The organism is Streptomyces sp. JLBG701, assembly GCF_058544905.1.
Genome location: NZ_CM178588.1, coordinates 1,321,012 through 1,346,343, shown reverse-complemented (window position 1 = coordinate 1,346,343; position 25,332 = coordinate 1,321,012). Strand labels below are relative to the sequence as shown.

General features: G+C 70.0%; 25 protein-coding genes and 2 pseudogenes. 15 read left to right on the top strand and 12 right to left on the bottom strand.

Annotation, left to right across the window (positions count from 1 at the left end; all coding sequences use genetic code 11):
- The first annotated feature begins 73 nt into the window (after positions 1-73).
- The gene (locus AC5DRG_RS06245) at positions 74-541 is read left to right on the top strand and encodes a DUF6214 family protein (protein WP_491808692.1); all 468 of its coding nucleotides are present in this window, start codon (positions 74-76) and stop codon (positions 539-541) included.
- 25 nt (positions 542-566) lie between these two features.
- Here the strand turns inward: AC5DRG_RS06245 and AC5DRG_RS06240 are convergent, their stop codons facing one another.
- Complete coding sequence (locus AC5DRG_RS06240; RefSeq protein ID WP_491808690.1) at positions 567-1,226, bottom strand: DUF305 domain-containing protein; 660 nt, start codon at positions 1,224-1,226, stop codon at positions 567-569.
- Positions 1,227-1,418: 192 nt separating this feature from the next.
- Here AC5DRG_RS06240 and AC5DRG_RS06235 point away from each other — a divergent pair, with 192 nt between their 5' ends.
- On the top strand, positions 1,419-2,921 hold the full coding sequence (locus AC5DRG_RS06235) for an LVIVD repeat-containing protein (protein ID WP_491808688.1): 1,503 nt from the start codon (positions 1,419-1,421) through the stop codon (positions 2,919-2,921).
- Here AC5DRG_RS06235 and AC5DRG_RS06230 read toward each other — a convergent pair.
- The 6 genes from AC5DRG_RS06230 to AC5DRG_RS06205 all read right to left on the bottom strand — a co-directional run bounded on the left by AC5DRG_RS06230 (position 2,909) and on the right by AC5DRG_RS06205 (position 7,424).
- Complete coding sequence (locus AC5DRG_RS06230) at positions 2,909-3,691, bottom strand: TetR/AcrR family transcriptional regulator (RefSeq protein ID WP_491808686.1); 783 nt, start codon at positions 3,689-3,691, stop codon at positions 2,909-2,911. The genes AC5DRG_RS06235 and AC5DRG_RS06230 overlap by 13 nt on opposite strands.
- A 194-nt stretch (positions 3,692-3,885) precedes the next feature.
- Positions 3,886-4,575: an HAD family hydrolase gene (locus AC5DRG_RS06225; RefSeq protein ID WP_491808684.1), complete on the bottom strand. Its 690-nt coding sequence runs from the start codon at positions 4,573-4,575 to the stop codon at positions 3,886-3,888.
- Between the two features lie 52 nt (positions 4,576-4,627).
- Positions 4,628-4,957 carry a hypothetical protein gene (locus AC5DRG_RS06220; protein WP_491808682.1) on the bottom strand — a complete coding sequence of 110 codons (330 nt, stop codon included), beginning with the start codon at positions 4,955-4,957 and terminating at the stop codon, positions 4,628-4,630.
- A 120-nt stretch (positions 4,958-5,077) separates the two neighbouring features.
- Positions 5,078-5,764, bottom strand: coding sequence for a phosphatase PAP2 family protein (locus tag AC5DRG_RS06215; RefSeq protein ID WP_491808680.1), 687 nt, complete (start codon positions 5,762-5,764; stop codon positions 5,078-5,080).
- Between the two features lie 68 nt (positions 5,765-5,832).
- Positions 5,833-6,768, bottom strand: coding sequence for a M56 family metallopeptidase (locus AC5DRG_RS06210; protein WP_491808678.1), 936 nt, complete (start codon positions 6,766-6,768; stop codon positions 5,833-5,835).
- A 107-nt stretch (positions 6,769-6,875) separates the two neighbouring features.
- Positions 6,876-7,424: a DUF5134 domain-containing protein gene (locus AC5DRG_RS06205; RefSeq protein ID WP_491808676.1), complete on the bottom strand. Its 549-nt coding sequence runs from the start codon at positions 7,422-7,424 to the stop codon at positions 6,876-6,878.
- A 171-nt stretch (positions 7,425-7,595) separates the two neighbouring features.
- Between AC5DRG_RS06205 and AC5DRG_RS06200 the strand changes: the two genes are divergently transcribed.
- The 3 genes from AC5DRG_RS06200 to AC5DRG_RS06190 all read left to right on the top strand — a co-directional run bounded on the left by AC5DRG_RS06200 (position 7,596) and on the right by AC5DRG_RS06190 (position 12,530).
- Positions 7,596-9,275, top strand: a complete 1,680-nt coding sequence (locus AC5DRG_RS06200) for an FUSC family protein (RefSeq protein ID WP_491808674.1) — start codon at positions 7,596-7,598, stop codon at positions 9,273-9,275.
- Positions 9,272-9,829, top strand: coding sequence for a MarR family winged helix-turn-helix transcriptional regulator (locus tag AC5DRG_RS06195; protein ID WP_491808672.1), 558 nt, complete (start codon positions 9,272-9,274; stop codon positions 9,827-9,829). The genes AC5DRG_RS06200 and AC5DRG_RS06195 overlap by 4 nt, the downstream gene beginning before the upstream one ends.
- 115 nt (positions 9,830-9,944) lie before the next feature.
- The gene (locus AC5DRG_RS06190; protein ID WP_491808671.1) at positions 9,945-12,530 is read left to right on the top strand and encodes a cellulosome protein; all 2,586 of its coding nucleotides are present in this window, start codon (positions 9,945-9,947) and stop codon (positions 12,528-12,530) included.
- Between the two features lie 19 nt (positions 12,531-12,549).
- On the opposite strand, the pseudogene AC5DRG_RS06185 reads toward AC5DRG_RS06190, so the two are convergent.
- Positions 12,550-13,034 (bottom strand): annotated as a pseudogene (locus AC5DRG_RS06185) (VOC family protein).
- 279 nt (positions 13,035-13,313) lie between these two features.
- On the opposite strand from AC5DRG_RS06185, the gene AC5DRG_RS06180 reads away from it, so the two are divergent.
- Together AC5DRG_RS06180 and AC5DRG_RS06175 are read left to right on the top strand one after the other, a co-directional pair.
- Positions 13,314-13,985 (top strand): hypothetical protein, encoded by a 672-nt coding sequence (locus tag AC5DRG_RS06180; protein WP_491808669.1) that lies wholly within the window; start codon positions 13,314-13,316, stop codon positions 13,983-13,985.
- Positions 13,986-14,193: 208 nt separating this feature from the next.
- Positions 14,194-15,257 (top strand): annotated as a pseudogene (locus AC5DRG_RS06175) (transposase).
- Positions 15,258-15,266: 9 nt separating this feature from the next.
- Here AC5DRG_RS06175 and AC5DRG_RS06170 read toward each other — a convergent pair.
- On the bottom strand, positions 15,267-15,659 hold the full coding sequence (locus AC5DRG_RS06170) for a VOC family protein (protein ID WP_491808667.1): 393 nt from the start codon (positions 15,657-15,659) through the stop codon (positions 15,267-15,269).
- Positions 15,660-15,730: 71 nt separating this feature from the next.
- On the opposite strand from AC5DRG_RS06170, the gene AC5DRG_RS06165 reads away from it, so the two are divergent.
- On the top strand, positions 15,731-16,276 hold the full coding sequence (locus AC5DRG_RS06165) for a GNAT family N-acetyltransferase (RefSeq protein WP_491808666.1): 546 nt from the start codon (positions 15,731-15,733) through the stop codon (positions 16,274-16,276).
- A gap of 30 nt (positions 16,277-16,306) precedes the next feature.
- On the opposite strand, the gene AC5DRG_RS06160 is transcribed toward AC5DRG_RS06165, so the two are convergent.
- Positions 16,307-16,990, bottom strand: a complete 684-nt coding sequence (locus AC5DRG_RS06160) for a glycerophosphodiester phosphodiesterase (protein ID WP_491808664.1) — start codon at positions 16,988-16,990, stop codon at positions 16,307-16,309.
- Between the two features lie 389 nt (positions 16,991-17,379).
- On the opposite strand from AC5DRG_RS06160, the gene AC5DRG_RS06155 reads away from it, so the two are divergent.
- The 3 genes from AC5DRG_RS06155 to AC5DRG_RS06145 are packed head-to-tail and all read left to right on the top strand — an operon-like array spanning position 17,380 to position 20,632.
- Positions 17,380-18,777: a DUF6421 family protein gene (locus AC5DRG_RS06155; RefSeq protein WP_491808662.1), complete on the top strand. Its 1,398-nt coding sequence runs from the start codon at positions 17,380-17,382 to the stop codon at positions 18,775-18,777.
- Positions 18,778-18,818: 41 nt separating this feature from the next.
- Positions 18,819-19,565, top strand: coding sequence for an SDR family oxidoreductase (locus AC5DRG_RS06150; protein ID WP_491812975.1), 747 nt, complete (start codon positions 18,819-18,821; stop codon positions 19,563-19,565).
- Positions 19,562-20,632, top strand: coding sequence for a threonine aldolase family protein (locus AC5DRG_RS06145; protein ID WP_491808660.1), 1,071 nt, complete (start codon positions 19,562-19,564; stop codon positions 20,630-20,632). Before AC5DRG_RS06150 ends, AC5DRG_RS06145 begins: the two co-directional genes overlap by 4 nt.
- Before the next feature lie 123 nt (positions 20,633-20,755).
- Here the strand turns inward: AC5DRG_RS06145 and AC5DRG_RS06140 are convergent, their stop codons facing one another.
- Together AC5DRG_RS06140 and AC5DRG_RS06135 are read right to left on the bottom strand one after the other, a co-directional pair.
- Positions 20,756-21,484: a lysophospholipid acyltransferase family protein gene (locus AC5DRG_RS06140; RefSeq protein ID WP_491808659.1), complete on the bottom strand. Its 729-nt coding sequence runs from the start codon at positions 21,482-21,484 to the stop codon at positions 20,756-20,758.
- A gap of 185 nt (positions 21,485-21,669) precedes the next feature.
- Positions 21,670-22,086, bottom strand: a complete 417-nt coding sequence (locus AC5DRG_RS06135; protein WP_491808658.1) for a DUF4395 domain-containing protein — start codon at positions 22,084-22,086, stop codon at positions 21,670-21,672.
- Positions 22,087-22,162: 76 nt separating this feature from the next.
- Between AC5DRG_RS06135 and AC5DRG_RS06130 the strand changes: the two genes are divergently transcribed.
- The 4 genes from AC5DRG_RS06130 (at position 22,163) to AC5DRG_RS06115 (ending at position 25,330) form a co-directional block, all read left to right on the top strand.
- Positions 22,163-22,576 (top strand): TlpA family protein disulfide reductase, encoded by a 414-nt coding sequence (locus AC5DRG_RS06130; RefSeq protein ID WP_491808657.1) that lies wholly within the window; start codon positions 22,163-22,165, stop codon positions 22,574-22,576.
- A 209-nt stretch (positions 22,577-22,785) separates the two neighbouring features.
- Positions 22,786-23,295: a flavin reductase family protein gene (locus AC5DRG_RS06125; protein WP_491808656.1), complete on the top strand. Its 510-nt coding sequence runs from the start codon at positions 22,786-22,788 to the stop codon at positions 23,293-23,295.
- 233 nt (positions 23,296-23,528) lie between these two features.
- On the top strand, positions 23,529-24,314 hold the full coding sequence (locus tag AC5DRG_RS06120; protein ID WP_491808655.1) for an electron transfer flavoprotein subunit beta/FixA family protein: 786 nt from the start codon (positions 23,529-23,531) through the stop codon (positions 24,312-24,314).
- A 53-nt stretch (positions 24,315-24,367) separates the two neighbouring features.
- Complete coding sequence (locus AC5DRG_RS06115) at positions 24,368-25,330, top strand: electron transfer flavoprotein subunit alpha/FixB family protein (protein WP_491808654.1); 963 nt, start codon at positions 24,368-24,370, stop codon at positions 25,328-25,330.
- Positions 25,331-25,332: the final 2 nt, after the last annotated feature.

The following is a 25,332-nucleotide window of genomic DNA, read 5'->3' as shown; positions in this document are numbered from 1 at the left end:
ATGCGGTTACGTTGCGTGTGTGCTAGAAGCATCCTTTCTTAATCTTTCCGATCGTTGTCCGACGGACGGCGCGGTGTCCGTGTGGCCCGCATGGGAAGTGCGGGAGCACGAGGGCACGACCTCGTGGTTCAACGTGCGGCTGGCCTTCACCGACGGTGCCCGGGTCGATCTGCTGGCCGTGATGACCGAGGGGTGTCTGTCCCTGGAGGACGTCCGGGCCCAGCCCGCCCTGTCCCTGGACGACCTGTCGATGCTCGCCGACTGGATCGAGGGGCCGCTGTCCGAGGCGTGCGGGACGGCTCCCGACCCCGAGGGCCAGATGGGTGAACCCGTCGCGGCGAGGCGCGCCCGCCCGGCCTGGCCTCGTGGCATCGAGGGGCGGTGGCTCGTCGCGCAGGAGTACCGGGCGGCCCAGGAGGAGGGCGTGGACCCCGTGCTCGCGGTGATGTGCGCGACCGGGCACAGCCGGCGCAGGTCGCTCAGGATGATCGCCCAGGCGCGGGACGCGGGCTATCTGACACCTCGTCACGCACGGCGCTGAAGAGGCCCGTTGCCGAACCGACCCGTTACCGCATCTCCCGCATCCGCGTGATCTCGGTCGTCTGCTGAGCGACCACGTCGTCGGCCATCTCCTCCATCCGGACGTTGTTGCCCTCGGCCTTCACGTCCGTGGACATGGTGATCGCCCCTTCGTGGTGCGTGATCATCAGGTCCAGGAAGAGCTCGTCGAACGCCTTTCCCTTCGCCGCGCGCAGCTTCTTCAGCTGTGCCTCGGTGGCCATTCCGGGCATCGCTGCGTGCTCGTGCCCGTCGCTCTCCTCGTCGCCGCCGTACGTCTCCAGCCAGCTCTTCAGCGCCGTGATCTCCGGTCCCTGCGCGGCGGCGATGCGCTCCGCCAGCCGCTTCAGCTTCGTCGACTCGGCTCGCTGCGGGGCGAGTTCGGTCATCTCCAGGGCCTGGGTGTGGTGCTCGATCATCATCCGGGCATAGGAGAGGTCCGCCGAGTTGGGGGAGTCGTCGTCGCGCTCCTCGGCGGCGTCCTGGGCGGAAAGGGTCCTGTTCCCCTCACCGGGCTTGCCCGGTGCGATGACCGAAGGCCCGCTCTGCGCACCGGACTTGGCGTCCGCGCCGGACGACCCGGAGTCGCAGGCTCCGAGCGCGAGCGCGGCCAGGGCGGCCAGCGAGGCCGTGGCCAGGGGCGCGCCGTACACGCGGCTGAAGAGCACAACGACCTCCTGGGGAAGGCGGGTTGAGGGTCGCCTCGTGAGTCCCGGTGACTTAACTTGCACCCTTCCGCGCTTCACCGATCGAAAACCTTCATGACGAGTTCGTTGCCCCCTGTTGATATGTGCATGATGAAGACGATACTGCGGAGATCCGTGCACCGTTCCAACGCGAACGGAACGAGGGAGGAACCAGTGACCCTGTCGAGCGATCCTCGAACGAGGCACAGACGCCTGGGAGTTGCGGCGGCCGCCGCCGGACTGCTGGCCGCGCTGCTCACCGCCGGCCCGGCGGCCGCGACCCCCGACCCCGGGGACAGTCCGGCCGTCCAGGAGGAAGTGTCCACGAGCGCGCAGGCCCAGGCGAGGGAGGCGATCGAGGCCGGCGAGATACCCGGCCAGGACGAGGTCGTCCACTCCGCGAACATCGAACACCTCGTCAACATCCCCAAGGAGACGCTGGCCGGCACCAATTCGGACCTGGCCTTCCAGGGCCACTATGCCTTCGCCGGCAACTACGACGGCTTCCGCGTCTTCGACATCAGCAACCCCAAGGCGCCCACGACCGTCGCCCAGGTGCTGTGCCCCGGAGCGCAGAACGACGTCTCCGTCTCCGGCAACCTGCTCTTCCTGTCCACCGACTCCTCGCGCAACGACAACTCGTGCAGCAGCACGACCCAGCCCGTGACCGAGAAGTCCTCGTGGGAGGGCATGAAGATCTTCGACATCAGCGACAAGGCCAACCCGAAGTACGTCGCCGCCGTCGAGACCGCCTGCGGCTCGCACACCCACACGCTGGTGCCCGAGCGCAAGAACGTCTACATCTACGTCTCCTCGTACTCGCCGAACGCCACCTACCCCGACTGCCAGCCCCCGCACGACGGCATCTCGGTCATCAAGGTGCCGCGCAACGCCCCGGAGCAGGCGGCCGTGGTGAGCTTCCCCGTCCTCTTCCCCGGTGAGGGACCGGACGGCGGCGGCAACCCGGGCGCGCCCACCAACCCGGGGGTGTCCAAGACGACCGGCTGCCATGACATCACCGTCCTGCCGTCCAAGGACCTGGCCGCCGGTGCCTGCATGGGTGACGGCATCCTGTTCTCCATCAAGGACCCGGAGCACCCGAAGGTCATCGACCAGGTCCAGGACAACGTCAACTTCGCGTTCTGGCACTCGGCGACCTTCAACCAGAAGGCCAACAAGGTGGTGTTCACCGACGAGTTGGGCGGCGGAAGCGCGGCCACCTGCAACGCGGCGACCGGCCCGAACCGCGGAGCCGACGGCATCTACGACATCGTCGGCAGGGGCGACGACCGCAAGCTCGTCTTCAAGAGCTACTACAAGATCCCCCGCTACCAGGCGGACACCGAGAACTGCGTGGCGCACAACGGCTCGCTCATCCCCGTCAAGGGCAAGGACCTCATGGTCCAGGCCTGGTACCAGGGCGGTGTCTCCGTATGGGACTTCACCGACTCCGCGAACCCGAAGGAAATCGCCTACTTCGAGCGGGGTCCGCTGACCCTCGACCGGCTCACGGGCGGCGGATCGTGGTCGGCGTACTACTACAACGGCTACATCTACTCCAACGACATCGCCAAGGGCTTCGACGTACTGAAGCTCAGCGACCGGCGCACGGATCCGGCGAAGCGGATCCATCTGCGTGAGCTCAACGTCCAGACACAGCCTGACTACTTCGACTGATCGACCGAATCCGACTGGTCGACCGGTTTCGGCCGATCGGCTGATTCCGGCTGACCGACCGGTTTCGGCCGCTCGGTCGGCGCGGGCCGTTGGAGCGGCACGCGCTCTTCGGCCGGCCGCTCCTCGGTCGCGAAGAAGCGTGACAGATCCATGTCCCGGGTCCCGCCGGGCGCCTCGGCGTCCGGCGGGGCACCTAGGTCCCGGTCCAGTCCGTAGCGCTTGAACAACTCGGCTCGCAGCACCGGCACGGGCATCGGAACGCCCGGCACCAGCGCCGCGAAGACCGCGCCCATCAGCAGGGCGCGCAGCATCGGGTAGTCGGCGTCGACATTCGGCGAGCCGTGCCGGGCGACCGTGTCCCGCAGCAGCTGGGCGAGACGCTGCTGCTCAGGGCACTGCACGAAGCCCTCGGACTGGAGGATCCCGGCCATGTGATGGCGCATCAGCACGGGCCAGTCCCGGGCGAGACCGAGGATCGCGTCGATGGCCCGCGCCATCCGCTCCTCGCCGTCCTCGGTGCACGGCTCCCGCTCCAGCGCCTCCTCCAGCGTGCGGTGCATCATCCGGTGCACGGCGGACTGGACGAGCTGGCGTTTGCTGGGGAAGTAGTACGACACGAGCCCGCGCGCGGAACCCGCCCTGTCCGCGATGGCGCCGAGAGTCGTCGCGTCATATCCATGCTCGCCGACGAGTTCGACGGCCGCCTGCAGAAGCCGTTCCCGGGAACGCCGTCGCAACTCTTCATTGACCGAGGCGCTGCGCGGGGACATGCTGTACTCCTGCGTTGACTGGTTGGCAGCCAACTATAGTCAACGCATCCGGACCGGCTGTCCGCGAGGGGGTCGGGGCCGGGGCTGCCGTCCGCCCTGGGTGACGCGGGGGATCATCCAGGGCGGGCGCTTTTTCTCCTGGTGGTAGCCCGAGGCGACCGTTTGGTGCTCTTGATCCCCTGCTGATGCCCAGGTCAGCCCATCAGATCCAACACCGGCCGCAGCCCGTCCGGCCGCTCGGCCACCGGCAGATGGTCCACAAAGTGCACCCCGCACCCCAGAGCCAGTGCGCCGCCGTCGGCCCGCCGGTCGTCGCCGACCATCAGCACGTCCTTCGGATCGACGTCGAGCGCCTCGCAGGCCGTCGCGAACAGCCGCGGGTCCGGCTTCTGGATGCCGTGCTCGTACGACAGGACGTACGCGCCCACATAGGGGTCGAGGCCGTGCTCGCGGAACACCGGGCGCACATCCCAGCCGATGTTGCTGACCACCCCGACGCCGATTCCCCGCTCACGCAAGGTGCGCAACACCTCGGCGGCATCGGGGTACGGGGCCCAGGCGCCGGGCGTCATGTGCCGGTCGTACAGCGCGTCGTGCAACGCCGGGTCGGGGAGCGGCACTTGACGGCAGAGCTCGGTGTAGGCGGCCCGATGCAGCTCGGCGCTCTGATCGCGGATCTCCCACACGCCGGCGACCGTCTCGGGCAGCCACCCCGGGGACGCCCCACCGGGCAGCGCCCCCACGGCCTCCAACGCCTGCGCGGCCTCGCTCAACTCCGCTTCCGGAAGCACGATCCCGGCGTCGTCCAGCACGGCACGCAGCCAGGACTCGGTGGACTCGACACGGAAGAGGGTTCCGGAGAAGTCGAACAGGACGGCAGCCATGAGCTGGACTTTACCTGCGGTTCTGTCCAGCGCGTGGCCGCGGCGGTGTGCGTCAGGTCAGCGGGGCGGGCGCCGGGGTGCCGTAGAAGGTGACGGTCGGCCAACCGCGTTCGGCCGCGAGTTCGTTGAGGAGGTTCGCGATCTCGATCGGAGTGATGGTGTTCTCGGCGGGGGTGTTGTCGACCTGGAGGCTGAAGGTGAGCGACATGGCCGCGTCGATCGGGCCGATGCTGTAGCTCCCGGTGAACTTGGTGCCGGGCGGGAAGTCGGCCGAGGACGACTCGGCTGCCACTGCCTCCGCCGACCCGGCGGTGCTCAGAACCGCGCCCGCTGCGGTCGTCCCCGTGTATCCCAGCAGCGAACGTCTCGAAATGCTGGACAAGTTGCCCCTCCCCGATGGCTCCGCCGGGTGTCTCCCGGAGTCGTGCTTGATCGTAGGTACGAGTCCGGGGCAGGTGGGGCTGAATAAGATCGTCCGCAAGTGGAGGCGATCCTCGTGTGGTCAGTGCGGCTCGGGCCCATGTTCGAGCCGCTGGTACGACATCACCGCCAGTGCCACCACGAGCGCTCCCAGCAGCCAGCCCCCGAGCACATCCGAAGGCCAGTGGACGCCCAGCCAGACGCGGGTCAGGCCGACGCCCACGACAGAGATCACGGCCACGGTCACGGCCGTACGCCACAGGGTGCGGCCGGGGTCGTAGCGGTGGAGGAGGTACAGGAGGAGGCCGCAGACCACCGTGGCGGTCAGGGCGTGGCCCGAGGGGTAGGCCGCGTACTCGGCGGAGTCGACGGGGTCCGGCCAGACAGGGCGGGCGCGGCCGACCGCGGCCTTGAGGCCCTGTTGGAGCAGTGTGCCCAGCGCACATGTGGCCGCCAGCCACAAAGCCGTCCGCCACGCGGAGTGGCGCCACACCAGCCATAGCGCCGCCGCCCCGCACACGATGCGCATCGTCAGCGGATCCCACACCCAGTCCGTGAGGACGCGGAACATCTGGGTGATACCGGGATCGTCGACGGCCCAGCGGTGTGTCGTGCGGGAGATGCCCTCGTCGATGCCGATCAGCGGCTGCCACTCTGCCGCGACCAGGGCGAGCAGCAGCGCGGAACACGCTGCCAGAGCGAGTGCGGCGCGGGCTGCCGTGCGGTGGTTCGGCGGGCGGGGCGGGGAGACGATGTGCTGGTGGTGCATGAGTCGATCCTCGCCGACCCCTGGGGCAGGAGGCCAACCCCGGAGCGACGCGGTCGCCGTCGGCGCGGCTATCCCAGCGCCCGCAGCCCCGGCATGAACGCCACCACCAGCGGGACCACCGCCACCAGCGCGGCGGCCGCCGTGAGCCGCAGTCGCCGGGCCGTCGTGAGCCGGTCCGGGGGAGTGAGCAGCCGGTTCACCCGGTGCGGGACATGCGTCTGCGGGGTGGGACAAGGGCCGAACACGCCGCGATCCTCGTTGAGTTCGACCAGCGCGAGGGCGGTCGTGAGGCGGCCGAAGCGGCGGGAGGCCATGTCGTCGGCGGCGAGCTCGACCAGTCGGTGCATCTCCTCACGGAACGCGGCGAAGACCGGCACCTGGGGAAACCCGCCCGCCAGCGCGGACGAGCAGTGCAGCAACCAGTCGTGCCGGGCTCGCGCATGACCCTGCTCGTGCGCCAGTACGGCGTCCAGCTGCCGCCCCTTCAGCCGGCGCAACGCGGCGGTGGTGACGACCAGCCGGGGCGCCGCGCCGGTCAGCCACCACGCGTCGGGCCGCTCACCCTCCAGGACGACGAACGAGTCGGTGCCCGGCTGCTCGCCCGGCAACAGCGGGGCGCGCACGAGGAGTTCGGCCCGTTCCTGGCGACGCCGGGCCCGGGCTCCTACGATCTCGCGGACCAGCATCGCCCCGGTCCACACCCCTCCGCACGCGAGCGTCACCGCGGTCGTCGCCGCCCAGGGGCCCGCCGTACCGAGCGCGTACGCCTCCACGACCGCACGCGGCGCCGTCGCGAAGAGATGGCCGCGCACCGCCTGCCAGGCATCCGCCGCGCTGAGCGCCATCGACAGCGCACAGCACAGGAGAACGGCCACCACCACGCACTGCCACACCCACAGGGCGACCACCGGTTCCCGGTCCGGCCAGTCCGCCCGGGCGAGCAGCCGGGGCGCGACCACGGCGGTCAGGGCGCCGAGCAGCAACAGTGCCGCGGGGACCATCATGAGAGCACCCTATGAGCGGCGCGGCGTTCATAGGTACGGTCTGTGACGGCAAAGTGACGCAGACCACGATTCCGTAAAGCCATGCCGGCCTTGTGCGTCGGCGGGGTTCAGAGGGTCAGCAGCATCGCGACCATGGCGATCCCCATCGTCAGCCGGCACGCGCGTGACAGCTCCGGCCGGTCGCCCCACCCGACGGCCCCGGCACCGCCCGCCACGGCGGCGACGGGCACGAGGCGGACGCCGGACAGCAGGACGTATCCGGTGAAGTAGAGCAGCAACGCGCCGGTCAGCAGCGGGATTCCGGAGGTGCCCGGGCCGTGGTGGTGTACGGGGGAGGCGGCCATCGCCACCGCCATGTAGACCATGGCCGAGGCTCCCACCAGGTGGTGCAGATGGTGCGGGCTCGTCCGCGCCGCCCACAGGGCGCGCAGCGCGGCCGCACCGAACACCGCCGCATAGACCGGCCAGGCCCACGACGGAGGACTGAAGACGGCGGCGGGCACGGCCATCGCGGCCATACCGAAGCCCATCAGAGCCTCACCGCCCGCGGCGCGCCGCTGCTCCTCGACGTTGCTGCGCATCCGCAGCAGACAGTAGGCCCCGGTCGCCGCGCACAGCGCGACGAGAAGCCAGCCGGGCGAAGCCGGTCCGTGCACACGTACCTCCCCCACTCGACGTTCCGGGATAGGCGGGCGGTCGACGGTCAAGGGATGCCCAGGCAATGCGGGGCGCAACCGAGCGCAAGGGGGTATGCGGGGGAGCACTCACGGAGCGCGGCAGATGAGGATATATGTTTCACGAGTAAAATACCTGCTAAGCTTGTTCCCATGAGCAGTGTGACCCCCACCCCCGGAACCCCGCTCCTCAGGCGCCTCCCGCTCACCGGCGTGCTGCGCCTCGGTCGGCCCTCCGACATCTGGTTCAAGCCCGCCCTCAGCGTGGTCGCCGCGGTCGCCCCGCCCAACCTGACCCTGCTGGCACTGGGCCGCCTCGATCTGGCGATGTACACCATGACCGGGTCCCTGTGCGCCCTCTACGCCCACAACCGCCCCTACGCCGCCCGGGCCCGCGTCCTCGCCTGGGTAGTGCTCGGCATGATCGGCGGTCTCGCCGTCGCGCTGGTCACGGCGTCGCTCACCACGAACTCCGTGGTCCTCGTCACCGTCGGCGCGCTGCTCGCCGCCGTACAGAAGGCGCTGTGCGACGCGACTCGTATCGGCCCGCCCGGCAACGTGGTCCTCACCTTCATCAGCTCCGCCTCCCTCTTCGCACCCCAGACCCTCGCCCAGATCCCCGGACACCTCGCACTGGGCGTCGCGGCCGGGGTCTGGGCCTGGCTCGTCGGCATGGCGCCCGGGCTCGTCCGCCCGCACGGCCCCGAGCGCCGGGCCACCGCCCAGGCCCTCAACGCCGCCGCCACCTACGCCGAGACCCGCGGCACCGGCGACGGCCACGCCCGGGCCCGCGCCGCCGCGGCCGCCGCAATCCAGGCCGCCTGGCAGTCCCTGCTGTCCACCGGCGCGCGCACGGAACCTCGCCGCGCCCTCGAGCGGCTCGTCGTCCGCGCCGAGGCCGCCCTCGCCGCCCCCGCCGACACCGACCCGCGCCGGCTGCGCACCTGGGCCCGCGGCCTGCGCGGCACCGGCCCGGTCCCGGCGCCCGACGGCCTGGCGGCGTCTGCCGACGAACTCCTCGGCGTGGACGCCGAACTCGCCGGCCTGCCCAGCCCGTTGTGGACCAGGCTCGGCCCGCTAACTCCCATCGCCATGCGCACCGCCCTCGGCTGCGCACTCGCCGGTTACGCCTCCCTCGCCCTCGGCATCGGCCGCCCCTACTGGGCCCTGGTCACCGCTGCCTCCCTCTATCAGGCCAACGTCACCCTCACCTGGAGCCGGGGCGTCCAGCGCGTCGTCGGCAACCTCGTCGGCGTGCTCGTCTTCGCCGCGATCGCCCCGCTCACGCACCTTCACCCGGCCGCCCTCGTCCTGTCCTGCCTCGCGTTCAACTTCGGCGCCGAGGCACTGATCAGCCGCAACTACTGGCTCGGCAGCGTCTGCGTCACCCCGATGGCCCTGCTCATCACCGAGTTCGCCGCGGTCCAGCAGCCCGGCGAGCTGATCACCGACCGGGTCGTGGACACCCTCGTCGGCGCCCTGGTCGGCTTCGTGGCGGCCGTCGCCGTCACCAACCGGCGGGCGGGCGACCGCATCGAGGACGCGCTGACCGTCGTAGAACGCACCCGTGAGCACACCGCCCGGCTCCTCGCGGAACCGGATCCAGCGCCCGCAGCCCTGGAAGCGGCCCGCCGCGGCCTCGCCGCCGGGCTGGTCGAGCTGCGGGCCACCGTCGACGCGGCGTCCGGCGAATGGTGGCAGCGTGCGCTGCCGCAGGAGCGGGTCGTGCGGGCCGAGCAGTCCGGACACCGTACGCTCGCGGCGACGGTGCGGCGCCAGGGGTGGTGCTCCTGGAGCGGCGAGAACAGGACGACGGAGGACGTACGGCCATGACGGGGACGAACGGACGGCCGGCAGCGGAAGGCGGCGCGACCGCATCGGGGAGAGGGGACAGGGTCGCCGGGGTCGTCCGGCAGTGGCAGAGCGTTCACCCGGACCTGGACACCGGGCCGATGGAGATCATCGGCCGCATCAACCGCTGCGCCGCCCTCCTCCAGCAGGCCGAGGACGCCCCGCTGCGCCGCGCCGGTCTCAGCCGCCCCGAGTTCGACCTGCTCGGCGCGCTGCGCCGCACGGGCCATGAACTGACCCCCAGTGAACTGGCCCGCGAGACCTTCTCCTCGGGCGCCGCCGTCACCAAGCGCCTCAAGCAGCTCACCGAGCGGGGCCTGGTCGAGCGCCGCGGCGACACCCGGGACCGCCGCGTCGCGCACGTCCGCCTCACGGACGCCGGACGCGAACTCGTCGACGGCATCCTGCCCGACCAACTGGCCTACGAGACCGTGGCGCTGTCGGGCCTGGACCCGACGGAGCAGCGTGAACTCGCCGGTCTGCTCGGCGACTTGCTCGGTCAGCTGGAAGGACGCCTGGGTGCGGTTCGTGTTTGACCGGCCGACCGGCCGATTCCGGACCGTTGACGTGAGCTGCCCGTCCTCCTTACGTTCGTGCAGGTCGGTCGATTGATCGACTGGCGTACGACATGCCGAACAAGGGACTGATGCCGTGGCACCCGCAGCCTCCGCCACCCCCGAGACGCTCACCGTCGACCTCGGCGACGAGACGGGACCCTTCCACGGAGGCGCGAGCGGCACGCTCTACGGCCTGTACGGCGACGGCGTGCCCAGCCGCAACCTCGTCGAGGGCATGTACGTCCGCACGGTCTCGACCAAGGCCCAGGACGGCACCCAGCACCCCGGCGCCGACGCCCTGGAGATCCTGCCGTCCTTCGTCGAGGCGGGCGGCAAGGACGTCTACGTCTACCTCCCCGACATCTACCGCGGCTTCCCCTACGAGTGGCCCGGCGACACCGGCGAGGAGCGGCTCGCCGGTTTTCGGGCGAGGATCCGCAGGCACGTCGAACAGGTCCAGGCGTTGGGCGCCTACAAGTCCCATGTGGTGTATGTGCCGTTCAACGAGCCCGAGGGCAACATGTTCGGCACGGAGGAGTGGAGCTACGACCAGGTCTCCTGGCGCACTGATCCACGGCACTACTTCGCGGCCTGGAAAGACGTGTACCGCCTCATCAAGGGCCTCGACCCCGCCGCGCGCGTCGCGGGCCCCAACACCTGCGTTCTGTACCCCGAGGTCATGGACTTCCTGGAGTTCGCCAAGGCCGAGGACGTACTCCCCGACGTGATCACCTGGCACGAGCTGTCGTCGCCGGACGAGATCCGCACCAACGTCGCCAAGTACCGTGACATGGAGCGGGAGTTGGGGATCGGCCCGCTGCCGGTCAACATCAACGAGTACGCGCACAACTACCACGTCTCCGTCCCCGGCCAGATCGTCCAGTGGATCGCCGCGATCGAGGAGTCGAAGGTCGACGCCGACCTGGCTTACTGGAACATCGACGGCAACCTCAACGACTCGGCCGTGGAGGCAAGCAAGGGCAACGGCCAGTGGTGGCTGTTCAACGCCTACGGTCAACTGACCGGGAACACCGTCCGGGTGACGGCCCCTCACCCCGACGCGCAGTACACCCTCCAGGGCGTCGCCACCGTCGACCGGGAGAAGCGCCAGGCGCGGGTGCTGTTCGGCGGGACGGGCGGGGCCGTGGACGTCGTCCTCAGCCGCGTCGACCCGGAGGTCTTCGGTACGACCGTCCACGCGCGGCTCCAGGAGATCCCGTGGACGGGCCAAGTCGGCGCGTCCGCCCAGCCGTTGCGGCTCCGGGACGGTGAACTGCCGGTCGTGGACGGCAGAGTGACGGTGTCCCTGCCCGACGCCGACGAGATGTCCGCCTACCAGGTGATCCTCTCGCCCGGCGGACACGGGGCCGCGCCGGTGGAACCGTCGGTGAGCTGGCGGCGCACCTACGAGGCCGAGGACGCGACCCTCACCGGAGAGGGGTGCACGAGGCTCGGGCCCGAGGGATCCCCTTCCGACGTGGGGAAGTTCGCGACCTCCGGCGGCTACCACGTGGGCGGCCTGCGCACCGGTTCGGACGTCGTCGTCGCCTTCGACGTCGAGGCCCCGCGGCAGGGGACGTACGACGTCACCGTCCTCGCCAACTCCCACAACCTGGCCGAGCGGGTGCGGGAGCAGGGCCCCACCAACGTCTTCCTTCGCGTCGACGGCGAGGCCCCGCAGGAGCTGCGGCTGCCGCTCGGCTACAAGTGGGCGGTGTGGGGCCGCACCGACACCCGGGTCGAGCTGACCGCCGGCCGGCACACCCTCACCCTGGCCACCCGGGACCCCGACCTCGGCGTCACTCGCGGCGACGCGGTCGTCGACCGGCTCGACCTGGCCCTGCGCGACGACCAGGTCACCGCGCCCGCCCTGTACGACGCCGAATACGCGGCCCTGGGCGGCGGGGCGCGCGTCAGCCACGCCCACCGCGGAGCGTCGGGACCGGGCACCGCGGTGCTCCCGAGAGGCGGCACCGTCACCTTCTGGGTGCACGCGGCCGACGACGGCGAGGCGACCGTCATCGTCGACCGACTAGGGCCCGGCGAAGGCCTGTTGACGGTCAACGGCGAGGAGGCCGGGCGGGTCGACGGATCCGCCGCCGCGGTCTTCCTCGCCGGAGGCATCAACAAGCTCACGGTCACCGGGACTTCGGAACGCCTCATCGTCGACCGACTGCGTGTGGGCCCCGCGCGCGGACTGCTGCCGACCACCGTGTACGCCGCCGAGGAAGGCACCCTGACCGGCAGCGCGAAGGTCACCGGCGCCCACACCTTCGCCACCGGAGGCAAGGCGGTCGACGGCATCGGCAACGGACCCGCGAACACGCTGACTCTGACCGTGACGGCAGCGCGCGACGGACGCCACGCGCTCACGATCCGCTACTCCAACGGCGAACAGGCCCCCGCCACCCACTACAACCCCGACCCGGTCTGCCGCCACGTGGACATCTCCGTCAACGGAGCCGCCCCCCACCGCGTGCTGTTCCCCACCACCTTCCACTTCAACAACTTCTGGAACCTCTCCGTCCCCGTCACCCTGCGACAGGGCACCAACACCCTGACCTTCACCGCCGACGAACTCCCCGACTTCGACGGCCGCACCCGGAACCAGTACGGCCAACGCTCCGCCTGGGCCCCGGTCCTCGACCAGGTGACGGTGACACCGCTGGGCTCTTCCTGAACGCGACCTTCTGCGACAGTCAGCCCTCGTCCCCCGCCCGGTAGACACCGAACATCGCCCCCTGCGGGTCCCGCGGCACCGCGATCCGACGTCCGCCGGCCAGGGAGGTGGGCTCCATGAGGGCTGTGCCGCCGGTCTGTGTCGCCGTGCCCGCGCTCGCGTCCACGTCCTCCACAGCGAAGTACGGCAACCAGTGCGGCGGCACCTCGGGCGGGAACTTGGCGTCCATCGTCATCATGCCGCCGAAGTCCGCGCCGTCGATGCCCCCGGCCCGAGCAGCACCGTCCCGCCGGCCGCGGTCACGTCCCGGGCGGCGGCGTCCGTGTCCGGCACGGAGAACGACACGTTCCAAGTGACTGGCTGCAACTCCTGGTACAGCGGCGTCAGCACGGCGACCGCCACGTCCCCGAGGTGCGCGACCGTGTAGCCGCCCGCCTCCTGCCGCGGATCCGTCTCCGCGCGCCAGCCGAGGCGCTCCGCTGGTATGCGGGTTGTTTGCCGCACCGTACTTCACCAGTCCCGCTCAGCTTGTTCTTTGTGGTCTGACCTCGATCGAGCGGACTGCGTACCCGCGGTTCAAGCGGCTGATCACCGCGCATGAGCTGCACTTACCGGCGACTCGGGACTCAGGGACGACGTCCTCACCGGCCTTGACCATCCGTTCCGGTTGTGAGGGCTGGGACGTTTCCCGGTTGTGGGAGCGGAGGGGTGGATAGCGTGCCCAGGTCACTGTTCATGTGAGCGTGCACCACGTGCACAGGGGGGAAGTCACACATGCGGAGCATGCGCAGAGCGCTGGGGCGGCTGTCCACGGCGTTACTGGCGGGGGCCCTGCTCGTCCTGGTCGGTACAGGAACCGCCCAGGCCACCACCACGGTCGAGATCCCGGCGGCCACCGACGGCGGTATCTCGGCGACCGTCAAGTTCTACGGCGCCGTGGTGCCCCAGCCCTACAACCCGGATCCCACCGCCTACTTCGGCGACCGCAAGTGCCAGCTCATCTACCACGACTACGACCCGACGGCAGGCTGCGGCGGCTTCAAGCTGAGCGTCACACTGCACAACGTACGCAACCAGCCCGGCTACATCGCGGGCCTGAGCAGCACCGGCGGTTACTTCCAGGCGTACGCCGACACGGCCCGCACGTTCGGCTGTCTGCGCGCGGACGGCACGTTCGACCACAGCACCAGTTTCGTGGTCCGTACCCAGCAGCAGCCCCTGTCGGCGACGTACTACGAGCCCGACAGCAACTACATCCTCTACGCGCACCGGAACTACTCCGGCGAGTACGGGCCGCATTTCTACGTCAACTTCGCGCCCGTGCAGGTGAATTGCCCCGACGGCACGACACCCACCCAGTACGGCCTCAAGGTCACGAACGTCAGCGTCACCATCGACGACGCGAACGTCTTCGGCAACACGACCTGGAGTACGCCGGGGCCGTTCTACGCGTAACGGCACCCAGGACACATGCGCGGACGAGGGCCCCGGCAGGGAGCCCGGGCCCTCGTTCCGTATGCGCCTCCGCTTGTTCCTTCTGGTCTGACCTCGAACGATGTGCCGAACGTGATCGCTCGTACGGGGATTCCGGGGACGTGAACACGGCCTCCGTCTGATCCTGTGCGTTCGAGCTGCTGACGCCCTGCTGTGCACCGACGGGCCGGTGACCACACCGGTGGACCTCACCCTGACGGCCGAGCACCGACGCGGGCACGGCGCGATGTACGACGCGCTCAACTGCGGGAACGTGGATGTGCCCCGGTTGCGGCAGGTGCTGGCCGGGCTGCCGCAACCCGAGGCCGCCGACGGGCGCCTGGTCACGTCTACGGCCGCAGCGGACGCTCGTCGGACCAGTTCGTGCCCGGCTGGCCCTACTCGTTCGTCGCCACGCTGGAGTCGGGCCGGACCTCGTGGTGCCAGATCCTGGACGCGCTGCGGCTGGGGCCGGCCGACGATGTCGCCGAGGTCACCGCGGCCCAGGTCCGCCGCGTGGTCACCGACCTCATCGACATGGGGCAGTGGCAGCCGGGCGACCGCGACATCCTGATCGTCTTCGACGCCGGCTACGACGCCCCGCGCATGGCCTGTCTGCTGGAAGGGCTGCCGGTGGAAATCCTCGGATCTCACCGCCGCAGGGCGGACGCCCGCCGAAGCACGGCAGGGAGTTCCGCTTCGCCAAATCGGAGACCTGGGGCGATCCGGATACCGCAACCGTGCAGGTCACCGACCGATACGGCACTGCTCGCGCGATGGCCTGGGACCGCATCCATCCCCGTCTGGCTGTGGACGTCGGCCACCGGCCTGTCGGGCGTGGACGTCGACCTGCGCTGGCAGGCGTTCCTCCGCAGATTCGATCTTCCGGATGATCAAGCAGACGCTGGGCTGGCCCCGCCCGAAGCTCCGCACACCCGAGGCGGCGGACCGATGGACCTGGCTGGTCATCGCCGCCCACACCCAACTCCGCCTCGCCCGCCCGCTGGCCGCCGACCTCCGCCCCCCTGGGAGAAGCCGGCCGAGCCCGGCCGACTCACCCCCGCCCGGGTCCGCCGCGGGTTCAGGAACCTCCGCCCGAACTTGCCCTGCCCGGCCCGTGCACCGAAACCCAACCGGCCCGGCCCCGGCCGACCTCCCGGCTCGAAGAACCGGCACACCGCCACTCGCCACTACCTGGGCAAAACGGCGAAGCGGCCCGAGACCATCACCGAACGCGACCAGGTCAGACCATAAAGAACAAGCTCAGATCCCGGGCCGATACCGAATCGGATGTTCGGCAGGCACCTCGACGAGCACGATTCGCGTCCCGTCCGGATCCGCGATCCACATCTCGATCAGCCCCCAGGGCTCCTTCACCGGCGGCCGCACGATCTCCACTCCCCGCGCCCGCAGCTCCTCGTGCGCCGCGCCCACGTCCTCGACCTGGAGCCACAGCCGCACGGACGGAGACGGCGGGCTCTCGGACCGCCCCGACACCTCCAGGAACCCGCCCCCGAGGAAGTACACCGTCCCCCGATCCGGCCCTTCCCCGAACTCGCGGTAGACGGCCAGCCCCAGCCACTCGCCGTAGAACACGCGGGACCGGTGGGGATCGGTCGGCCGCAGCAGGATCCGGCTGCTCAGTACGTGAACCATGCCGCCGGAGCCTAATGCGGCAGCGCTACCCTCGTCCGAGCCCGAGCCGTGTACAGATCGGAGTTTCGCCCATGGAGACCGCCGCCACCGGACTCATCTTCCGCGACGCCACGGACGCCGACGTGGACACCCTGGTCGCCCTGATCGAGTCGGCGTACCGAGGGGACGCCAGCCGGGGTGGCTGGACCACCGAGGCGGACATCCTGGAGGGTCAGCGGACCGATCCTGAGGGTGTGCTGCAGGTGATCAAGTCGCCCGACAGCAGGCTGCTGACCGTGGAGCGGGACGGCCGGGTCGTCGCCTGCTGCCAGCTCGAACACCGCGGCACACACGCCTACTTCGGGATGTTCGCGGTCAGCCCCGCAGAGCAGGGCGCCGGCCTCGGCAAGGTGATCATCGCGGAGGCGGAGCGCGCGGCCCGCGAGACCTGGGGTGCCCAGGAGATGCACATGACCGTGATCTCCGTACGCGACGACCTCATCGCCTGGTACGAGCGCCGCGGCTACCGCCGTACGGGCCGGATGACCCCGTTCCCGTACGGCGACGAGCGCTTCGGCATTCCGCAGCGCGACGACCTTCAGTTCGAGCTGCTGGTCAAGGAGCTCGCGACCTCATGACGCGCCCGGAGTGAGGAGCCCGCACAATCGTTACGCCGTGAAGCGGCCGGTGCGTTTGATCTCCGGATAGTCGGTGGTCGCGCCGTCCAGTTCCAGGGCGCGTACGAGGCGCAGCTGGTCCTGCGTGTTCACCACCCAGCCGATGACCTTGAGGTCCGCCTTGCGGGCCTGCTCGGCGATCTCCAGGGTCAGCCGGCGGATGTTGAGGCAGACGGTCGCGGCGCCGGCCTCGACGGCGCGGTCGACGACGTCCGTGCCGAACCGGCTGGCGATCAGCGCGGTCCGTACACCCGGCACCAGGCGGGCGATCTCGGCGATCGCCTCGTCGTGGAACGACGACACCTCGACCCGGCCGACCAGATCCCGCTTGTGCATGACCTCGGCCAGCGCCCGCGCCGCCGCCAGGTCCTTGATCTCGGCCTGGAGCGGCGACCTGACGGCGTCCAGGACCTCCTCGAAGACGGGGACGCGCTCCCCGCGGCCCGCGTCCAGGGCGCGCAGTTCGGCGAGGGTCTTCTCGGCGATCGGGCCGGTGCCGTCGGTCGTACGGTCCACGTCGGCGTCGTGCATGACGACGAGGGCGCCGTCCTTGCTCAGGTGCAGATCGAGTTCGATGACGTCGAGGCCGGCCTGCTGGGCGGCGACGAAGGAACGCAGGGTGTTCTCGGGCTCGACGCCCATCACTCCGCGATGACCGATGGTAAGGAAGTTCAAGATTCGACTCGCTTCCGTCGACGGCGGCTCGGCACGCGCGCGGACCGGAGCGGACGTCCGCGCGGCAGTTGCCGCAGCCTAACCGCCCCGTCCGGCGATGTACCCGTACGTACACAGGGGATCGGGGCGACGGACGGGACCGACCTGGAACGGACCCTCACGGGCGGTCACCCTGGCGTGGGCGAGTCCTGCGCGGATTGACCGGCGGGGCGACGCGCGCTCCGGTCACTGTGGCCCATAGCGGAAGTCGTCGCCGTTTCGGTGTCAAGCAGGAAAAAGAGCGGTGACGATGAAGTTGCACAGGATAATCTCCCGAGTCTCCCCTTGCTGGAAGAAACCTCATACGCATACGGTGTCCATACGCGAGGTTCTCCCGTGGAGGATGGGAAATGACGGAAATTCTTGTGCAGGTGGGTATGCAGGAGCAGTTCGCTCCCGCGTCGAGGGTGGTGGAGCATCCGGCGTGGCCCGTGCTCAAGGATGCCGTGGAACGGATCCGGCCATGGCAGTCCCAGGACGGCTCGATCGACTTCGACGCCGAGGGGGCCCCGGACCGCGCCGACGCCGAACTCGTCGTACGCCGTGTCGTGGGGGCGGTCGAGGAGCTGTCCCCGCTGCTCCCGCACGACGCCGCCTATCACGCGGCCCTGGTGAGGGACCTGCGCCGCTGGTCCGACGGCGGCTTCCCGGTGCCCGACTTCCTCGACTCGCTGCTGGCCTTCCAGCCCGCGGCCACGCGCGCGGACGGCCTGCAGCACCTGGTCGTCTTCCCGATGTACACGCAGAACGGCAATCCGGACCGCAACCTCGAAGCGGTCGTCCTGCGCATGGTCTGGCCCGACTGGCTGGCCGAACTGGAGCGCACCCGCTACGACAACCCGCTGTTCTGCGGCATCAAGTTCGAGGACTTCACGGCCGGGTACGACACCAACTCCGCCGTCCTCTTCCCGGAGACCATCGCCGTCCGCGAGGCCCCCGAGCGCTTCAGCTGGGGCGGCATCTTCTGCGACCGCGAGGCCGCCCGCTTCCGCCGGGTCACCGAGGCCGCCGTCGGCATCCTCGGCCTCGACCTGCCCTCGGACGTCGCCGCCATGGTCCACGACCAGAAGCGCTGCGAGGAGGCCTTCGTCCTGTGGGACATGGTCCACGACCGCACCCACAGCCACGGCGACCTGCCCTTCGACCCGTTCATGATCAAGCAGCGCCAGCCGTTCTGGATGTACGGCCTGGAGGAGCTGCGCTGCGACCTCACCGCCTTCAAGGAGGCCGTGAAGCTGGAGGCGGAAGGCGTCCCGCAGGCCCGTGACGTGCAGTTCGCCGTCCTGTTCGACCGCATGTTCCGCTTCCCGGTCACCGGCGAGCGCGTCCGCAACTACGACGGTCTCGGCGGCCAGCTCCTCTTCGCCTACCTCCACAAGCACGACGTCGTCCGCTGGACCGACAACAAGCTGCACATCGACTGGCAGCGCGCCCCCCAGGTCACCAACCAGCTGTGCGCCGAGATCGAGGACCTCTACCGCGCCGGCATCGACCGCCCCAAGCTGGTCCACTGGTTCAAGGCCTACGAGCTGGTCTCCACCTACCTCGCCCCGCACCCGGGCTCCCGCTGGGCCAAGGGCCCGGACGCCCTGGACCTGACCCAGCCCCCGCGCAAGCTCGTCGATGAGGTGCTTCCGGACGAGTTTCCGCTGAGCATGTTCTATGAGGCCCTCTCCAAAAAGCTGAAGAACGTGATCGCCTCCACCAAGGGCATCACGGCGGAGAGCGCCGAGCGGATCGCCGCGTGAGCGACCGCACCACCAGTACCACTGCTCAGGAGGCGATGAACATGGGGAACGGGGCTCTCAGCGGTGCGGTGATCGCGGTCGCGGGTGCCGGCGGACCGGCCGGCCGGGCGACACTGCTCAGGCTCGCCGAGGCGGGCGCGACCGTCGTCGGTTCGGACAACGACCCGGAGCGCCTGGCGGAGGCCGTGGACGCGGCCAGCTACGCGCACGGCGGCGCCACCGTCGTCGGCGACACCGTCGACCTGCTCGACCTGCAGTCCACCCGCGACTGGGCCATCCGTATCGAGAAGGACTTCGGCAAGGTCGACGGCCTCGTCCATCTCGTCGGCGGCTGGCGCGGCAGCGAGACCTTCACCAAGACGGTCCTCGACGACTGGGACTTCCTGGAGATGCTGCTCATCCGCACCGTGCAGCACACCTCCCTCGCCTTCCACGAGGCGCTCCAGCGCAGCGATCGCGGTCGGTACGTCCTGATCAGCGCGGCCGGCGCGAGCAGGCCCACCGCGGGCAACGCCGCGTACGCCGCCGCCAAGGCCGCCGCCGAGGCGTGGACGCTGGCCATGGCCGACTTCTTCCGCAAGGCGGGGGGCGAGCAGGGGCCGACGTCCGCGGCTGCGATCCTGGTGGTGAAGGCGCTGGTGCACGACGCGATGCGCGCCGAACGCCCCAACGCGAGGTTCGCTGGCTTCACCGACGTCAAGGACCTGGCCGATGCCGTCGCCGGAGTCTGGAACAAGCCCGCCGCCGAAGTGAACGGAAAACGTCTGTGGCTGACCGAGCAGCCGTGAACCCTGCCAAGACCGACGCCCGCCGCCACCACGACCCGCAGATCCGCGGCTTCGCCAGCGACAACTACGCCGGGGCCCACCCCGAGGTGCTCGCGGCCCTGGCCCTGGCCAACGACGGCCATCAGGTCGCGTACGGCGAGGACGTCTACACCGAGCACCTCCAGGGCGTCATCCGCAGCCACTTCGGCGCCACGGCGGAGGCCTTCCCGGTCTTCAACGGCACCGGCGCCAACGTCGTCGCACTCCAGGCGGTCACCGACCGCTGGGGCGCGGTGATCTGCGCCGAGAGCGCGCACATCAACGTCGACGAGGGTGGCGCCCCCGAGCGCATGGGCGGCCTCAAGCTGCTCACTGTGCCTACGCCCGACGGCAAGCTGACGCCCGACCTGATCGACCGGCAGGCGTACGGCTGGGACGACGAGCACCGCGCGATGCCGCAGGTCGTCTCGATCACCCAGAGCACGGAACTCGGCACGCTCTACACGCCGGACGAGATCCGCGCTATCTGCGATCACGCCCACACACGCGGCATGAAGGTCCACCTGGACGGCTCCCGCATAGCCAACGCGGCGGCCTCCCTCGACGTCCCGATGCGGACCTTCACCAACGCCGTGGGCGTCGACATCCTCTCCCTCGGCGGGACGAAGAACGGCGCGCTGTTCGGCGAGGCGGTCGTCGTCATCAACCAGGACGCCGTCAGCCACATGAAGCACCTGCGCAAGCTGTCCATGCAGCTCGCCTCCAAGATGCGCTTCGTGTCAGTGCAGTTGGAAGCTCTGCTGGCCAAGGACCTGTGGCTGCGCAACGCCCGCCACTCCAACGAGATGGCCCAGCGCCTGGCGGAAGGCGTACGAGCGGTCCACGGCGTGGAGATCCTCTACCCGGTCCAGGCCAACGCGGTCTTCGCCCGCCTCCCGCACGACGTCAGCGAACGCCTCCAGAAGCGCTTCCGCTTCTACTTCTGGAACGAGGCGGCAGGCGACGTCCGCTGGATGTGCGCCTTCGACACGACAGAGGAGGACGTCGACGCGTTCGTGGCGGCGCTGAAGGAGGAGATGGCCCGCTAGGTGGCGCCGGGTGCGGAGTCGCGCCCCGAAGGGGTGCGGGGCTGTATCGATATGCGGCTCCGCCGCGGGGCGCGACCGGCCCCCACCGACCCGCAGACAAAAACCCACAACTGCCCGAGCGAACTACCGGGCGTCGGCCTCTCGAACCTCTTCCGGCGTAGGCGCGGTGCCACCCAAATGCGCCGGCATCCACCACGTGTCGTCGGGACCCTTGGGCCGCACGGGGTACGCACGCTGAGCGGCTTCCAGCAACTCCTGCACACGGTCCCGCAAGCGCCGCGTAATCGCGCCCGCGTACTGGTCGTGCGGGGCCTCGACCGGCTCGCCCACCCGGATCGTGATCGGGGTGTGGCTGCGCTTGAAGTTGCGCGGGTGGCCCTTGGTCCACAGTCGCTGTGTGCCCCACACCGCCATCGGGATGAGCGGGACGCCGGCCTCCTGGGCCAGGCGTGCGGCGCCCGACTTGAAGGTCTTGAGCGTGAAGGACTGCGAGATCGTCGCCTCCGGGAAGACCCCGATGATCTCACCGGACCGCAGGGACTCCAGCGCGTGCTCGTACGCCTTGTCGCCCTTTTTGCGGTCCACGGGGATGTGCTTCATCCCGCGCATCAGCGGCCCGGAGATCTTGTGGCGGAAGACGGACTCCTTCGCCATGAACCGAACGAGACGTTTCTGCGGGAGCGCAGCCAGTCCGTCGAAGATGAAGTCCAGGTAGCTGATGTGGTTGCTCACCAGCACGGCGCCGCCCGAGCGCGGGATGTTCTCCGAACCCTTGCAGTCGATCTTGAGGTCCCACGCCTTGAACAACGTGAGGGCGAGACCGACGACGGGACGGTAGACAAGCTCTGCCATGGAGGTGGCGGCCCTTCTCTCTGCCTGGGAAGGGTTCTCCCGGCGGGAAAGTTACGCAGCCGTAGGTTTACGGCATCTCGCAGATCGTGCCCCAATAACGGGCGACTGGCCAGTCCTCGTGCCTGTGAACTGCGAGATCCTCGTCACGTGAGCCGGGTGATCCACCTCGGGGTTTTAACCTCCCTTTACTCCGTGCGAACCGCCACCCGCCGTACCAGCAGGTACATCTCGCACCCCAGGCAGTAACCGAACGAGGCATTGAGGAACGCCGCGGCGAGCGCGGCCCCGGTCGCCGCCAGACCCAGCCAGTCCGGGCCCAGCGTGAAGCCGACGAGACCCGCGCCCGCGAAGAGGAGCCCCACCGCCTGTGCGAACCGCGGCGGCTCGGGCGACTCGAACTCCGTCGGCGGCCCGATCCGGGGACGTACCGCCTTCCGGAAGAGCCAGCCGTACGGCGATCGGCCGACCCCGCCCGCCGCGCCCAGTGCGAACGCCAGGGTCTGCCACGCCAGCAGCCACGCGCTCCCGGTGATCAGCACGACCGCCAGTACCACGGTCGTCACGGCCGCCCCGAAGCGCGGACCCCTCGCATCGATGTCCATGAATCCAGCATTCCGCAAGGGAAAGGGTTCGTGGCCTCGGGAATCTTTGCAGTCTCGTGAACGCTTGCAGCAGGTGATGACCGGACTTGTGGTGTGCGTGGTGGTGCTGGCGGCGGCGAGCGCCTATGGAGTGCTGCATCGGCGGCGGAGCGGGAGAGTGCGCGTGCGCGGGCGCGACGACGGAAAGCGGCTGGGGGCCGCCGAGTTGGGCGGGGAGTTGGGTGAGCGGGCCACCCTCGTGCAGTTCTCCAGCGCCTTCTGTGCGCCCTGCCGGGCGACCCGCCGAGTCCTCGGCGAGGTGGCGGACATGGTCCCGGGCGTGACCCACGTCGAGATCGACGCCGAGGACCATCTCGACCTCGTACGCCGCCTCGACATCCTCAAGACGCCGACGGTGCTGGTCCTCGACGCCGACGGGCACATCGTGCGGCGCGCCACCGGCCAGCCCCGCAAGGCCGACGTGATCGCCGCGCTGGGGGAGGCGGTCTGAGCGCCGCGGCGGCCGGTGTGGGCCATCTTCCATATGCCGGAACGTACTTGACTGTGCGCACCACGTATCGTCAGCCTGACCGTATGCCTTCGGAACTCCTTCTCTTCGGGCGGGTGCACGTCGACCTGGCCCGCACCGCGAGCGCGCGCTGTCCGGGCTGCTGAGCAGCCACGGACCCCCGACGCCCCCTCCCGCAGAAGGACAACTTCATGACGGCCACACCCGACCTCGGTACTCCTCGGCTCGCCTCTCCCGATCTGCTCCGTTCCGTCTTCCGGCGGCACGCGGCGGGAGTGGCCGTGATCACCGCGCGCGGTGACGCGGGTCCGGTCGGCTTCACCGCCACCTCCCTGGCCTCCGTCTCCGCCGAGCCCCCGCTGCTGTCCTTCGGTATCGGCACCGGTGCCTCCAGTTGGCCGGCGATATCCGGGACCGACCATGTCGGCGTGCACATACTCGGCGAGCACCAGGAGCAGTTGGCCGCCACCTTCGCCCGCAGCGGTGCCGACCGGTTCGGGGCGTCCACCGCCTGGCGCGAGGGTCCCGAGGGCGTGCCGGTCCTCGACGGCGTGCTCGCCTGGCTCCTGTGCAGGGTCGTCGCGCGCGTGCCCGCGGGCGACCACCGGATCGTGCTGGCCGAGGTCGTCCTCGGCGACCAGACCGGCGCGGGCCGCCCGCTCCTGTACCACCAGGGGCGCTTCAACGGGCTGCGTGACTGAATCCACGCCGTGCTCCTGGTGCGGGACCGTCGAGTTCCGATTACGCTGCGTTGCGAAGGTCACAGTTCAAAGCGCTTGCTTAGCGGGAACCCCCTGAGGGAGCGTAGTACTGCGTACTGGCGAGTAATATTTCGCTCGGAGCGCGGGCCGCCCCCACCGGGAACGGCCGTGAGAGGCGCCTATGCTGCCTGCAAGTAGGCAGCTGAAAATGACGATGCAGTAGGAGAGCCGGCGTGAGCTTGAGGATCGTTGTCACTGTGAAGTACGTGCCCGACGCCACTGGCGACCGGCACTTCGCCGATGACCTGACCGTCGACCGTGACGACGTGGACGGTCTGCTCTCCGAACTGGACGAGTACGCGGTCGAGCAGGCGCTGCAGATCGCCGACGAGGCGGACGACGCGGAGATCACCGTTCTCACGGTCGGCCCCGAGGACGCCAAGGACGCGCTGCGCAAGGCGCTGTCCATGGGCGCCGACAAGGCCATCCACGTCGAGGACGACGACCTGCACGGCACCGACGCCATCGGCACCTCCCTGGTGCTGGCCAAGGCGATCGAGAAGGCCGGCTACGACCTGGTCATCTCCGGCATGGCCTCCACCGACGGCACCGCCGGCATCGTGCCCGCGCTGCTGGCCGAGCGTCTGGGCGTCCCGCAGGTCACCCTGCTCTCCGAGGTCTCCGTCGAGGACGGGGTCGTCAAGGGCCGCCGCGACGGCGACGCCGCGAGCGAGCAGCTGGAGGCCTCCCTGCCGGCCGTCGTGTCCGTCACCGACCAGTCGGGCGAGGCGCGTTACCCGTCCTTCAAGGGCATCATGGCCGCCAAGAAGAAGCCGGTTCAGTCCTGGGACCTGTCCGACCTCGACATCGAGGCGGAAGAGGTCGGTCTCGAAGGCGCCTGGACCGCGGTCGACTCCGCCACCGAGCGCCCGGCGCGCACCGCCGGCACGATCGTCAAGGACGAGGGCGAGGGCGGCAAGCAGCTCGCTGAGTTCCTCGCGGGCCAGAAGTTCATCTAGGCCCAACTGCTCAACGCCCCCTCAGACTTCGCAATAAGCAGGAGAGCATTCCCATGGCTGAAGTTCTCGTCTACGTCGACCACGTGGACGGTGCCGTCCGCAAGCCCACCCTTGAGCTGCTGACGCTCGCCCGCCGCATCGGCGAGCCGGTCGCGGTCGCCCTCGGCAACGGCGCCGCCGACACCGCCGCCGCCCTCGCCGAGCACGGCGCCGTCAAGGTACTGACCCACGAGGCCGCCGAGTACGCCGACTACCTGGTCGTCCCGAAGGTGGACGCGCTGCAGGCCGCCTACGACGTCGTCACCCCGGCCGCCGTCCTGGTGCCGTCCTCCGCCGAGGGCAAGGAGATCGCCGCCCGTCTGGCGCTGCGCATCGGCTCCGGCATCATCACCGACGCCGTCGACCTTGAGGCCGGCGACGAGGGCCCGGTGGCCACTCAGTCGGTGTTCGCCGCGTCCTTCACCACCAAGACCCGCGTGTCCAAGGGCACCCCGGTCATCACGGTCAAGCCGAACTCGGCCGCCGTCGAGGCCGCTCCGGCCGCCGGTGCCGTCGAGGCTCTCGCGGTCACCTTCTCCGACAAGGCCACCGGCACCAAGGTCACCGGCCGTACCCCGCGCGAGTCGACCGGCCGCCCGGAGCTGACCGAGGCCGCGATCGTGGTCTCCGGCGGCCGCGGTGTGAACGGCGCGGAGAACTTCGCGATCATCGAGGCGCTCGCCGACTCCCTCGGCGCGGCCGTGGGTGCTTCCCGCGCCGCCGTCGACGCCGGCTGGTACCCGCACACCAACCAGGTCGGCCAGACCGGCAAGAGCGTGTCCCCGCAGCTGTACATCGCCTCCGGCATCTCCGGCGCGATCCAGCACCGCGCCGGCATGCAGACCTCGAAGACGATCGTGGCGATCAACAAGGACGCCGAGGCCCCGATCTTCGACCTCGTCGACTACGGCGTCGTCGGCGACCTCTTCGACGTCGTCCCCGCCCTCACCGAGGAGATCAACGCCCGCAAGGGCTGATC